This is a genomic window from Novosphingobium sp. NBM11, from assembly GCF_015390225.1.
In the GTDB taxonomy this organism is placed as follows: Bacteria; Pseudomonadota; Alphaproteobacteria; order Sphingomonadales; family Sphingomonadaceae; genus Novosphingobium.
The window spans coordinates 32,611-45,468 of the sequence record NZ_VUOG01000003.1; the positions used below are offsets into that span (position 1 = coordinate 32,611).

The 12,858-nt window shown below is 63.5% G+C and carries 11 protein-coding genes and 1 pseudogene; 9 read left to right on the forward strand and 3 right to left on the reverse strand.

Annotated features, from left to right (window positions below; genetic code table 11):
• The first annotated feature begins 2 nt into the window (after positions 1-2).
• The 8 genes from F1640_RS20480 to F1640_RS20515 are packed head-to-tail and all read left to right on the forward strand — an operon-like array spanning position 3 to position 9,164.
• The gene (locus F1640_RS20480) at positions 3-3,248 is read left to right on the forward strand and encodes an efflux RND transporter permease subunit (RefSeq protein ID WP_004212878.1); all 3,246 of its coding nucleotides are present in this window, start codon (positions 3-5) and stop codon (positions 3,246-3,248) included.
• A 53-nt stretch (positions 3,249-3,301) separates the two neighbouring features.
• Entirely contained in the window at positions 3,302-3,790 is a 489-nt protein-coding gene (locus tag F1640_RS20485) for an SRPBCC domain-containing protein (protein WP_004212879.1), read from the forward strand.
• Positions 3,787-4,164 carry a hypothetical protein gene (locus tag F1640_RS20490; RefSeq protein ID WP_009824022.1) on the forward strand — a complete coding sequence of 126 codons (378 nt, stop codon included), beginning with the start codon at positions 3,787-3,789 and terminating at the stop codon, positions 4,162-4,164. Before F1640_RS20485 ends, F1640_RS20490 begins: the two co-directional genes overlap by 4 nt.
• A 47-nt stretch (positions 4,165-4,211) precedes the next feature.
• Positions 4,212-4,625, forward strand: coding sequence for a hypothetical protein (locus tag F1640_RS20495; protein ID WP_004212881.1), 414 nt, complete (start codon positions 4,212-4,214; stop codon positions 4,623-4,625).
• A gap of 3 nt (positions 4,626-4,628) precedes the next feature.
• Positions 4,629-5,315 carry a ZIP family metal transporter gene (locus F1640_RS20500; protein ID WP_004212882.1) on the forward strand — a complete coding sequence of 229 codons (687 nt, stop codon included), beginning with the start codon at positions 4,629-4,631 and terminating at the stop codon, positions 5,313-5,315.
• Positions 5,312-5,920 carry a cation transporter gene (locus F1640_RS20505; protein WP_004212885.1) on the forward strand — a complete coding sequence of 203 codons (609 nt, stop codon included), beginning with the start codon at positions 5,312-5,314 and terminating at the stop codon, positions 5,918-5,920. The genes F1640_RS20500 and F1640_RS20505 overlap by 4 nt, the downstream gene beginning before the upstream one ends.
• Positions 5,917-8,418, forward strand: a complete 2,502-nt coding sequence (locus F1640_RS20510) for a heavy metal translocating P-type ATPase (protein ID WP_004212886.1) — start codon at positions 5,917-5,919, stop codon at positions 8,416-8,418. The genes F1640_RS20505 and F1640_RS20510 overlap by 4 nt, the downstream gene beginning before the upstream one ends.
• The gene (locus F1640_RS20515; protein WP_194921675.1) at positions 8,415-9,164 is read left to right on the forward strand and encodes an HAD-IIB family hydrolase; all 750 of its coding nucleotides are present in this window, start codon (positions 8,415-8,417) and stop codon (positions 9,162-9,164) included. Before F1640_RS20510 ends, F1640_RS20515 begins: the two co-directional genes overlap by 4 nt.
• A gap of 196 nt (positions 9,165-9,360) precedes the next feature.
• Here F1640_RS20515 and F1640_RS20520 read toward each other — a convergent pair.
• From F1640_RS20520 to F1640_RS20530, 3 genes and pseudogenes are all read right to left on the reverse strand, one after another.
• Positions 9,361-11,166, reverse strand: a pseudogene (locus F1640_RS20520) (Tn3 family transposase); the annotation flags it as partial.
• 61 nt (positions 11,167-11,227) lie between these two features.
• A complete protein-coding gene (locus tag F1640_RS20525) occupies positions 11,228-11,788 on the reverse strand; it encodes a recombinase family protein (RefSeq protein WP_004213255.1) in 561 nt (186 codons plus the stop codon).
• 170 nt (positions 11,789-11,958) lie between these two features.
• Positions 11,959-12,381 (reverse strand): helix-turn-helix domain-containing protein, encoded by a 423-nt coding sequence (locus F1640_RS20530; RefSeq protein WP_014072603.1) that lies wholly within the window; start codon positions 12,379-12,381, stop codon positions 11,959-11,961.
• 76 nt (positions 12,382-12,457) lie between these two features.
• On the opposite strand from F1640_RS20530, the gene F1640_RS20535 reads away from it, so the two are divergent.
• Positions 12,458-12,853: a mercuric transporter MerT family protein gene (locus F1640_RS20535; RefSeq protein ID WP_014072602.1), complete on the forward strand. Its 396-nt coding sequence runs from the start codon at positions 12,458-12,460 to the stop codon at positions 12,851-12,853.
• The last annotated feature ends 5 nt before the right edge of the window (positions 12,854-12,858 follow it).

Below are 12,858 nucleotides of genomic sequence, written 5' to 3' on the forward strand. Positions count from 1 at the left end.
CCATGATCGCCCGTATCGTAACCTGGGCGGTCGAGAAGCGCTGGCTAGTCCTGCTCCTCACCGTCATCGTCGCCGCCATCGGCGCCTTTTCCCTCTACCGGCTACCGATCGACGCGGTGCCGGACATCACCAACAATCAGGTCCAGATCAACGTCCGCGCGCCTGCCCTCTCGCCCGAGCTGGTCGAGAAGCAGGTGTCGTTTCCAATCGAAACCGCGCTCGCCGGCACCCCCGGCCTGGAATATACGCGCTCGTTGAGCCGCAACGGCTTCGCGCAGATCACGGCGGTCTTTTCGGACGCGACGGACATCTATTTCGCCCGCCAGCAGGTGGGCGAGCGTCTGCGGGGCGTGCAAGAGAATCTGCCCGACGGCGTGAACCCTGAAATGGGTCCGATCGCGACAGGCCTGGGCGAGGTGTACATGTACACCGTTCGTCTCGATCATCGCGAGGACGACAAGCACAAGCCCGGTGAACCGGGCCAACAGCCCGATGGCAGCTACATCACGCCAGAGGGCGAGCGACTGACGACCGAAGAGGACAAGGCGACCTACCTGCGCACCGCGCAGGACTGGATCGTGACGCCGCTTCTGAAGACCACACCGGGCCTCGCCGGTGTCGACTCGATTGGCGGTTACGCCAAGCAGTTCCTCGTCGTGCCCGACGTGCAGAAGCTGGCCTCGCTCGGCATCACGCTGACGGACCTGGGAAATGCGCTGGAGCGCAATAACACCAGCGTCGGCGGTGGCTTCGTCAATCGCAATGGCGAAGGTCTGGCTGTTCGCTCGGATGCGCTCGTTCGCAATGCCAGCGAGTTGGCCAGGACCGTGATCGCGACACGTAACGGCGTGCCGATCACGGTCGAACAAGTTGCGACTGTGAAGACGGGTCAGGCGATCCGCATGGGTTCGGCATCGGAGAACGGTACCGAAGTCGTCGTCGGCACGGCGATCATGCGGATCGGCGAGAACAGCCGCATCGTGTCGACCGCGGTCGCTGAGAAACTGAAGACGATCAACGCTTCGCTGCCTCCTGACGTCGTAATTCAGCCGGTGCTGAACCGCACCGAGCTGGTCAATTCGACGATCAAGACGGTCGCGAAAAACCTGTCCGAAGGCGCGGTGCTGGTCATCGTCGTGCTCTTCCTGCTGCTCGGCAACTTCCGTGCGGCCCTGATCGCGGCGTTGGTCATCCCGATCACCATGATGCTGACAGGCTTTGGTATGCTGCGCGCTGGGGTCTCGGCCAATCTGATGAGCCTTGGGGCTTTGGACTTCGGTCTGATCGTCGACGGCGCCGTCATCATTGTCGAAAACGCGCTGCGCCGGCTTGCCGAGCAACAGCATCATGAAGGCCGATTGCTCAGCGTCAAGGAACGGCTCGCGACCGTGGCAGCCGCTGCGCGTGAGATGATCCGTCCCTCTGTGTACGGGCAGGCAATCATCATCCTCGTCTACGTACCGCTGCTCACGCTGACCGGCGTGGAGGGTAAAACGTTCGGACCGATGGCGCTGACCGTCATCATCGCGCTCGCCTTCGCCTTCATCCTCTCTCTCACCTTCGTGCCGGCGATGATTGCGATCTGGCTGTCGAAGAAGGTCGAGGAGAAGGACGGCCGCATCATCACGTGGCTGAAGAAGCGCTACGAACCCGGTCTCGACCGGGCCATGAAGCGCCCGACGCTGACGATCGGTGCGGGTGTGGGAAGCCTTGTGGTGGCGGCGCTTGCTTTCACTACGCTCGGCTCGGTGTTCCTGCCGCAGCTCGACGAAGGCGATTTGCTGATCCAGTCGCTCCGCATTCCGGCAACGTCGGTCCAGCAGAGCCAGGCGATGCAGGTGCCGATCGAGCGGATGATGTCGAAGCAGCCGGAGGTGCAATTCGTCTATTCCAAGACGGGCACCGCCGAGCTGGCGGCCGACCCGATGCCGCCGAACGCGACCGACATGTTCGTCATCCTGAAGCCGCGCAAGGATTGGCCGGATCCTGAGCTTCCCAAGGAGGAGCTGGTCAGCCGGATCGAGGGTAATCTCGCGAAGATTCCGGGAAATGCCTACGAGATCACCCAGCCCATCCAGATGCGCTTCAACGAGCTGATCGCCGGCGTGCGCGGCGACATCGCGGTGAAGGTGTTCGGGGACGACTTCAACCAGATGAACCGGACGGCCGAGCAAATCGCGGCGGTGCTGCGCAGAACGCAAGGCGCAGCGGACGTGAAGGTGGAGCAGACGACCGGTCTTCCCATGCTCGACATTCGCGTCAACCGCGACGCGATGGCGCGGTTGGGCGTTACGGCTCAGGATGTGCAGGACACCGTGACTGCGACGATCGGCGGGCGAACATCGGGCCAGATCTTCGAGGGCGACCGTCGCTTCCCCGTGGTGATCCGCCTGTCGGAGGCGCAGCGTGCCGACATCGGCCTGCTCCAACAGGTGCAGGTGCCGGTGGCAGGCGGCGGCTATGTACCGCTGTCCAGCGTCGCCGAGATCAAGGTGGTCGATGGTCCGAACCAGATCAGCCGCGAGAACGGCAAGCGGCGCGTGGTGGTGCAAGCCAACGTGCGTGGCCGCGACGTCGGATCCGTCGTGGCGGATGCGCAGGCGGCGATCGGCAGCCAACTCCGGCTGCCTGCCGGCACCTATCTCGAATGGGGCGGCCAGTTCGAGAACCTCCAATCGGCAAGCGAACGGCTGAAGCTGGTCATTCCGGCTTGCTTCATCTTGATCCTGCTGCTCCTCTACGGGGCGTTGGGATCGGTCCGCGACGCCGCGATCGTGTTCACCGGCGTGCCTTTCGCGCTGGTGGGCGGCGTCCTGTTGCTGTTCCTGCGGGGCATGGACTTCTCGATCTCGGCGGCAGTGGGCTTCATCGCCCTCTCGGGCATCGCGGTCCTCAACGGCCTCGTCATGGTCAGCTCGATCCAAGATCTGATCCGATCAGGGATGAGCCGCGAGGAAGCCGCGCATGTTGGCGCGATGCAGCGTCTGCGACCCGTCATCATGACCGCGCTAGTCGCCAGCCTCGGCTTCGTGCCGATGGCGCTGGGCGAAGGCGCCGGCGCAGAGGTTCAAAAGCCTTTGGCGACGGTCGTCATCGGCGGTCTGATCTCGGCGACGCTTCTTACGCTGTTCGTGCTGCCGACACTCTATGCCCGGTTCGGGCAGAAAGTGATCGAGAAACCCGAGCACTACAATGAGGAGCATGAAGGGGACGACCACGGTCAGACCTTCGTGAACAACTTGGCCTGATGGATGGGCGGGGCGATCCGCGATCGCCCCGCCCATCTCTGGGAGATGGGGATATGCCTCGCACCATAACCAGCTCGATGCTTCACGGCGGGCCACTGCGCATCTGGTCGGCACTCACCGATCCGGATCATCGCCGGGCGTGGAGTCCGCTCGTATTTCTCGATGATCCGTCCCGGCTCGGCGACACAGAATGCACCTTTGCGATCCAGGGCATCACCCGGCCAATTCGGACGCCAGCACGGATTGATCGATTCGATAAACCGCACGCCTTCGCTTGGTCCTGCGGCATCCCCTATCTGTTCACGCTCGAAGAGCGGTACGAGCTGGCGGGGGACGATGGCGGCACCAGGCTAACGCATAGCTGCACGCTGCGCGGGGCGCTCTCCCTGCCGTTCGCGGCGATGATGTTGCGCCGCCTGCGATCCCTGATGGTCGAATCTGACGATCGCCTCGCAACCTATCTCCGCTGGCGGGTAGGTCAGCCTGCCCGGGCTATCAATCGTCAGCGCGTCCCCTTCCGCTACAGGAGGAAGGCGCGATGATGATGCACTGTAAGCGGGTGCTGCCCGCCGTCATCCTCGTTGTCGGGCTCGCGGCGTGCTCGGAAAGAAAGCCGCCAGCCCCGCCAACGGAGCAGCAGATCCATTCGTCCGACAGCGCCGTGGCGACCGGGGAAATGGGGCGGCATAGATATCGCTGTTCCGACGGGGAACCGCTGTTCGTCGATTACAAGGACAACGGCCTGCAGATCGATTTGCGGCGCTCCAACGGGGGACCGCCGATGATGCTGACCGCGCCAGCGCAGGGCCTGCAATATGTCGGCGAAACAGCCACCGCGACCTTCAAGGGGTCGCAGCTCACCATCGTGGAAGGCGATGGCCGTACCCGGATCTGCGAGCAGGAAGGCACGCGATGAACTGCCCTGCCTTCGAACGCCACAGGGCGCTTCGTCGGAAGAGACCGATGTCTGACACGTCGATTTCAAATGTGACAACCTTGTGCGGCCTGAATCGGGCCGGTCTGGCGATCGCGCGCCTCGGCGTCGTTCTCGTCTCCGGGGCGGTTATAGGGGCGTGTAATCCAGCGCCGACCCAGCCTACCGAGCCGGCGCATGAAAAGCATCTGACGTCGAAACTAATCGCGCAGCGCATCATGTACTGCGACGACGGCACACGCGCCGATGTCGACTTCATCGATGACGGCTTGAAAATGGCCGTCACCTGGCTGCCGAAGGGCAGGACCGAGATCCTGCGCGCGCAGCGAACCGGTGACGAGTTTCGCGGCGACCATTCGCGGGCTGTCGTGGCGGGCGGATCGATCGCGTTCACGCGACGCGGGAAGATCCGCGTCTGCCACCGAACCCCGGAGGAGTCCTAGGAAATGCAGGCACTGCTCTATACGCTTGCGCCTGTGCTGGCGGTCGTGCTCGGCGCGATTGTCGCGAGCCGCACCAAGTTGAAACCTGGCCTCGTGGCGGGCCTACAGCATCTCGCTGCCGGCGTCGTGTTCGCGGCGGCAGCGACCGAAATCCTGCCGCAGGTCAAGCATGAGGCATCGCCCAGCGCGACGTTGATCGGCGGGGCGGCGGGCGTCGCGACCATGCTGGGGCTCAAGGCTCTTGAGGCCCGCTTCAAGGGGCCGATGGCGCTACTCGCCGCGATCGGCATCGACATTCTGGTCGACGGCCTGGTGCTCGGCCTCGCTTTCGTGGCGGGCGAGAAGGCAGGTCTCCTGCTGACGATCGCGCTCACTCTGGAAGTGTTATTTCTGGGACTGACGCTGACCGACGAGCTGGCGGAAACCTATCGCTCGCGCTTGCGCATCATCGTGATCGTCTCGGCATTGGCCCTGCTGCTGCCGATCGGCGCGCTCGCTGCCGTGCCGGTCGCCGCGCTGTCGCCGGTGATGATCGCCGGCTTCCTCAGCTTCGGGCTGATGGCGCTGCTCTACCTCGTCACGGAGGAGTTGCTGGTCGAGGCGCACGAGAAACCCGACACCCCGCTCATCAGCTCGATGTTTTTCGTCGGCTTCCTGGCCCTGCTGACACTTGAGGAGATGATGGGATGATCCCGGGCAACGACAACAATGGCGGGCAGGAGCGCCGCACACTGTGGATCGTCCTGCTGCTGAACGCGGCGATCGCTGCGGGCTTCTTCGTTTCCGGCTTCTTCGCGGACTCGAGCGCGCTGATCGCCAACGGCGTCGACAACCTGTCCGATACGGCTGTGTATGCGCTGAGCCTTGTGGCGCTCACCCGGGGCCAGACATGGAAGACACGCGCCGCGGTCGCTTCGGGCGTCATGCTGCTGATCTTCGCGGGCGGCATCTTGATCGATGTCGGACGGCGCTACGTGCAGGGCAGCGAGCCCATCGGACCTACCATGATGGTCATGTCCGCGATCGCCGGCGTCGTGAATTACCTCTGCCTGCGGCTGCTCCAGCGCCTCAAGGATCCGGACGTCAATCTCCGGGCCGCAACCACCTTCAGCTTCAACGACTTCATTTCCAACGGCGGCATCCTGATCGCCGGCGTGCTGGTGCTGTGGTTGGGTACCAATTGGCCGGACCTGCTGGTCGGCTTCGCCACCGCCATCATCGCCATCAAGGGCGGTGTCGAAATCCTGCGCGACGCGCGCGCCGAAACCAAGAAAAGCGAAAGGAGGTCGTCATGAACGACAAGCTCGAACTCGACATTCCAGTGTTGTTGCCGGACCTTCCTGACGCGGCCGATGCCTGCCTGGACCGTCTCGTATCAACCCTGTCAAAGCGCGAAGGTGTCGAGCGGGCGCATGTGATCTGTCTCGACGGCAACACGCCAGCGGCGCTGTGCATCCATTTCGATGCCGCCAAGCTGCCGCTGCCACGGTTGCGCGAAATGGTGCGCGCCGCAGGTGCCGAAATCACCGAGCGCTACGGCCATGCGATCTGGCAGGTGACGGGGATCAACCACGAACGTCGGGCGCGCACGGTCAGCGATGCGCTGTGCGCCTTGCCCGGCGTGGTCCAGGCAAGCGCCAGCACCAGCGGGTCTGTCCGGGTCGAATATGATCGCCGCGAAACCACCGAAGAGGAGGTGCGCGCTGCGCTTCGCAAGCTGAAGGTGAGGGTGGGCAAGCGGGTCGCTGCCGATGAACATGCCGGCCACGACCACGGCCCCGGGGGCCACGGCGCGGGCGAAGAGAAGCACGGCCCCGGCGATGGCCACGACCATAGCCACGCCGAATTTCTCGGCCCCAATACCGAGCTGATCTTCGCGCTCGCCTGTGGCGCGCTGCTGGGGATCGGCTACGCGATCGAGAGGCTGGTCGCTGGCGCGCCCGAATGGCTGCCGACCGCCTGCTATATCGCAGCCTATTTCTTCGGCGGATTCTTCACGCTGCGCGAGGCGATCGACAACCTCCGGATGAAGAAGTTCGAGATCGACACGCTGATGTTGGTCGCTGCGGCCGGCGCCGCTGCGCTGGGCGCATGGGCCGAAGGTGCGCTGCTGCTGTTCCTGTTCAGCCTCGGCCATGCGCTTGAGCATTATGCAATGGGCCGCGCCAAGAAGGCGATCGAGGCGCTGGCGAAGCTCGCGCCCGAAACCGCGACCGTGCGACGCGGCGGGCAGACCAGCGAAATCCCGGTCGAGCAGATGGTCGTCGGGGACATTGCCATCGTCCGCCCGAACGAGCGCCTGCCTGCCGACGGCTTCGTCATCAAGGGCACCAGCGCGATCAACCAGGCCCCGGTCACGGGTGAAAGCATCCCGGTCGACAAGGTGCCGGTCGCAGATGCCGCAGCGGCACGCGCCAAGCCCGATGCAGTCGACGCGGAAAGCCGGGTTTTTGCTGGTACGATCAACGGCGGCGGCGCGATCGAGATCGAGGTGACACGCCGTTCCAATGAAAGCGCGCTTGCCAAGGTCGTGAAGATGGTGAGCGAAGCGGAGACGCAGAAGTCGCCGACGCAGCGCTTCACCGACCGGTTCGAACGGATCTTCGTGCCCGCCGTCCTGGTCCTGTCAGTGCTCCTGCTGTTCGCATGGGTGGTCGTCGACGAGCCGTTCCGCGACAGCTTCTATCGCGCGATGGCGGTGCTGGTGGCGGCAAGCCCGTGCGCGCTCGCGATCGCAACGCCGAGCGCGGTCCTGTCGGGCGTTGCCCGTGCAGCGCGGGGCGGCGTGCTCGTGAAGGGCGGTGCACCGCTCGAAAACCTCGGGTCGCTCAAAGCGATCGCTTTCGACAAGACGGGCACGCTGACCGAAGGTCGTCCGCGCATCACTGATGTCGTGCCCGTCGATGGCGCCGATGAAGGCGAGTTGCTGGCGCTGGCTGTCGCCGTCGAAGCGTTGAGCGACCATCCCCTGGCCCAAGCGATCGTCAAGGACGGCCGCGAACGTCTGAACGATCGTGCCGTGCCGACTGCCGGCGACCTCAAGAGCCTGACCGGTCGGGGCGTCACCGCGAGCGTGGATGGCGAGACGGTGTGGATCGGCAAGGCCGAGATGTTCGGAAGTGAGGGCATTCCGGCGCTGGGGCAGGGCGCGCAGGACGCAATCGCGAAGCTGCGCGAGAACGGCCGCACGACAATGGTGGTCCGCAAGGGGGACCGCGACCTGGGCGCGATCGGCCTGATGGACACGCCTCGCGAAGCTGCCAAGACCGCGTTGCGTCGGCTGCACGAGATGGGCGTGTCGCGGATGATAATGATCTCCGGCGATCACCAGAAAGTCGCCGAAGCGATCGCCGACGAAGTCGGGATCGACGAAGCGTGGGGCGACCTCATGCCCGAAGACAAGGTTGCCGCGATCAAGAAGCTCGCCGGCGAAGACAAGGTCGCGATGGTGGGCGACGGCGTGAACGATGCGCCGGCGATGGCAAGCGCCACGGTCGGCATCGCGATGGGCGCGGCGGGGTCGGACGTTGCGCTGGAGACAGCCGACGTGGCGCTGATGGCCGACGATCTGGCGCACCTGCCATTCGCAGTCGGTCTTAGCCGCCATACCCGTGGAATCATCCGGCAGAACGTCTTCGTCAGCCTGGGTGTCGTCGCCTTCCTGGTGCCTGCTACCATCCTCGGCCTCGGCATTGGGCCAGCGGTGGCGGTTCATGAGGGATCGACGCTGCTCGTCGTCATCAATGCGCTCAGGCTGCTCGCCTACCGCGATCCGGCAGGGAAGGCGGCATGAAGTGGCTGATCGCCTTCGACCTCGACGGCACGCTTGCCGAGAGCAAGCGGCCGTTATCGGAGGATATGGCCGCAATCCTCGCCCGATTGCTCGCCATCACGGATGTGGCGGTGATCTCGGGCGGGGACTGGCCGCAGTTCGAAAAGCAGATCGCCTCGCGCCTTCCTGCCGGCGTCGCGCTCGACCGTCTCTGGTTGATGCCGACCACAGGCACGAAACTCTATCGGTTCATCAATGGCGCTTGGCGCGCGGTCTATGCCGAACTGTTCGACGACGCGGAGAAGGCGAAGATCCGCACGGCCTTCGATCAGGCGCTGACCGATGCCGGTCTCGCCGACGAACGTATCTGGGGCGAACGGATCGAGGACCGGGGCAGCCAGATCACCTTTTCGGGCCTGGGGCAGGCAGCGCCGCTGAAGGAAAAGGAAGCGTGGGATCCTGACCGAAAGAAGAGGACCGCGTTGCAGGCCACGTTGCGCGCGAAGCTGCCGGAGCTCTCGATCAATCTCGGTGGCACGACAACGATCGACGTGACCAGAGCAGGGATCGACAAGGGCTATGGCCTGAAGCGCCTGAGTGCCGAGAGCGGTGTCCCGCTCGACGGGATGCTGTTCATTGGGGATGCGATATTCCCCGGTGGGAATGACTATCCCGCTGCTGAAATCGGCCTCGACACAGTGAGGGTGCGCGACGTCGCGGAAACCACCGCCGTCGTGACCGCCATCATCGCGTGTCTGCACCGATAGGATCAAGATACATGGTCGGCTCCATCGCGGAATGCCGCATTGTCAAAGCTCTGGCTTCTGTCGCTTAGGGCAGCGCTTCCTAAAACGAAAAGAAGGCAATGTGCGCGTCTCCGCGAACAAAGCCTCCAGCGATCAATCTAAGAGATTCCGCCGCGCTTCTCAATCGTAGGGGGCGTTTGCGGGAGGGGGCGGAATCCTACGCTAAGGATTTGGGCCAGCGATATTCCCCGGTTAGATTGATGTGTTCCCATCCCAACGGCGAGACGTGGGCGAGTAGATCAGGCGCGATATGGGTACCGCTGGCGGCCCGGGTATTGACGACCTCGCCGAGCTTCATGGTGTTCCAGAATATGATGATGGCGGCGAGCAGGTTCATTCCGGCGATGCGATAGTGCTGGCCTTCGCCGGATCGATCCCGGATTTCACCTCGGCGGTGGAAGCTGATGGCGCGCTTTAGGGCGTGGTGGGCCTCACCCTTGTTGAGGCCGATCTGAGCCTGGCGCTGGAGGCCGGCATCAAGAATCCAGTCGATCATGAACAGGGTTCGCTCGATGCGGCCCACCTCTCGCAATGCGAGGGCCAGCTCATTCTGGCGCGGGTAAGAGGCGAGCTTGCGAAGAATCTGGCTGGGGGCGACGATCCCCGCTGCGATCGTCGCCATGATGCGCAGGATGTCGGGCCAGTTGCGCTCGATGAGCGGTTCATTGATCTTACCTCCGACCAGCGCTCGCACATTGGCCGGCGTCGCGTTGGGCGTGAAGGCATAGAGTCTTTTCTGAGGGAGATCGCGGATACGGGGGGCGAACCTGTAGCCGAGCAAGGCGCAGGCGGCGAACACATGATCGGTGAAGCCGCCCGTGTCGGCAAAATGCTGGCGAACGCGGCGGCCCGCGTCATTCATGAGCAGCCCGTCCAGGATATAGGGAGCCTCGCTGACCGTTGCCGGGATCACCTGGGTTGCGAACGGCGCATATTGATCGGACACATGGCTGCATCCCTTGAGGCCCGGGACGTTGCCATATTTCGCGTTGATCAGATTCATCGCCTCGCCCTGCTCGGTAGCAAGGAAGAACTGCCCGTCGCTGGATGCCGATTGCCCTTGTCCCCAGAAGGCGGCCATGGGCAGGGCGGCGTGGGCCTCCACGATCATGGCGAGCGCCCGATCATAGGCGCTGCCTTCGACATGCCAGCGCGCGATCCGCAGCAATTCCCAGAAGCTGTGCGTGTTGGTCGCCGCCGCCATCTTGCGCAAACCGAGATTGACGCCTTCCGCCAGCAACACGTTCATCAGGCCGATCCGGTCGCTGCAGGGCGCGCCGGTGCGCAGATGCGTGAACGCCTCGGAAAATCCGGTTCGCTCATCGACTTCCAGCAACAGATCGGTGATCCTCGCGGGCGGGAGCTGTTGATAGAGATCGAGCACGAGATCCTCGGCCCCTTCGGGCGTGTCGGCCCTCAGCTTGTCGATGTGCAGCTTGCCGTTCTCGATGATGCCGCCTGGGATCGTGCCGGTTCGCGCCGCGCGGCCAAACTCCTTCAGCCGTGTATCCAGTCGAGCCCTGCGCTCGGCCAGCCATTCGCCGGGTCGCAGCGGCACGGCGAGCCGCGCGGTCTGCTCTATCGCCTGTGGCGGGACCAGAAGCTGCTTGAGGTCGCCATAGCGGCGCGATCCCGCCAACCATATGTCACCGGACCGGAAGGCGTCGCGGATGTGGAACAGCACCGCGATTTCCCAAAGCCGGTGGTCGCCGCTGGGCTCAGCGCAAAAATGACGATGCCATTTCGAGTTGGGACGTAGAAAATCCACCGGCGGATCGACCTTGATCCCGTTACGCAGCATCGCAACGGCCGCCAGAAGAGGCGTGGCGATCGGCGCCGCCTGCATGTCGAGCAGGCGCAGCATCCTGGGCGCGTAGAGGCGGAAACGGTGATAGCCGTCCAGCACACGGCTGAGCGGGTCGGCCGCGAGCACGTTGGTCAGCGCGGAGGCCGTGGCGACAAGGCGTCACCTCAAGCTTTGTACGCTGAACAACGATTTTCCGGACATAATGTGAACATTGGTGTCAGGCAGCGGCGCGAAGGTACTGGTAGAGGGTTTCGCGGCTGATGCCCATGTCGCGCGCGATGGTCGCCTTGCGTTCACCGGCGGCAACGCGGCGGTGCAGATCGGCAATCATCTCATCCGAGAGCGACCGTTTCCGCCCCCGATAGGCGCCGCGCTGCCGAGCGATCGCAATGCCTTCGCGTTGCCGTTCGCGGATCAGGGCGCGCTCGAACTCAGCAAACGCACCCATGACCGAGAGCATCAGATTGGCCATCGGGGAGTCCTCCCCCGAGAAGGACAGGCTTTCCTTCTCAAACTCGATCCGGATACCTCGCTTGGTGAGGCCCTGGACCAGCTTGCGCAGGTCATCCAGATTGCGGGCCAACCGATCCATGCTGTGGACGACGACGGTATCGCCTTCGCGGGCGAAAGTGAGCAGAGCCTCAAGCTGGGGGCGGTTGACGTCCTTGCCCGATGCCTTGTCGGTGAAGGTCCGATCGAGCGACTGACCTTCCAATTGGCGATCCACATTCTGATCGAACGTGCTGACCCGGACATAGCCGATCCGTTGCCCCTTCACTGCGCACTCTCTCCATCAAAATGTCAGGTTGAAATCTATGATACGCAACGACATTCGTCAACAAATTCCGTTTAGTACCCTAATCTGACAGAAACCGCGGTAGCGCCCTGACGTCCGGTTAGGCTATACTCCAAGCTGACATCACAAAATCAAATCCCTCAAAGATGGCGTCAATTGCCTTGATGGGGTAAAAACTGGAGTGCTTCCAGGATGGGACATTCGGCAACGTCATCTCCAGTGCATCTGGCTAACGTGGTCGCCAGCGTCACCTCTATCTTCTGCAAATCTGCAATGCGGCGGCGGACATCTTCAAGGTGGAGTTCGGTTCTCGCCATAACCTCCGCGCAGGTTTGTGCACCGGTATCGGTGAGCGACAACAATGACCGTATCTCATCCATTGCATAGCCAAGGTCGCGCGCGCGCAGGATGAACTGCAACCTTTGCACCAGTTCCGGCGAATAGACGCGGTAGCCGTTGGAACTGCGAGGCGGCCCCGGCAGCAATCCCACCTTCTCGTAATAGCGGATGGTTTCGAGATTGCAGCCTGTTTTCCGGGCAAGCTGGGCACGCAAGATGCCGACCTGTTGCTCCATGAAAATACCTCTTGAGTCTGTAGTGGCTACAGAGCCTACACTGCGAATCACTCAGTTGGAACAAGGGATTCAAGCCATGGTCTCAACGCCGGAAGCGGGACAGCCAGCCCTCACCGAAAACCACGAGCCGAAGCAGGCAAACTGGGTTGCGGCGGGCGCATTGATCGGCGCGGGGCTCGCCTCGGCTTGCTGCGTCGTCCCGCTACTGTTGGTTATGCTCGGAATTTCCGGCGCGTGGATCGCCAACCTGACGGCGCTCGAACCTTACAAGCCCTATGTCGCAGGCGTAACGCTCGCGCTGCTCGGCTACGGCTTCTGGCATGTCTATTTCAAGCCGAAACCGCCCTGTGAAGACGGTTCCTACTGCGCTCGTCCACAATCGGCTTGGACCACCAAGGCGGTGCTGTGGCTGGGCCTTGCCGTCGCCATCCTGGCGCTCACCATCGACTGGTGGGCACCCTGGTTCTATTGAAAGGA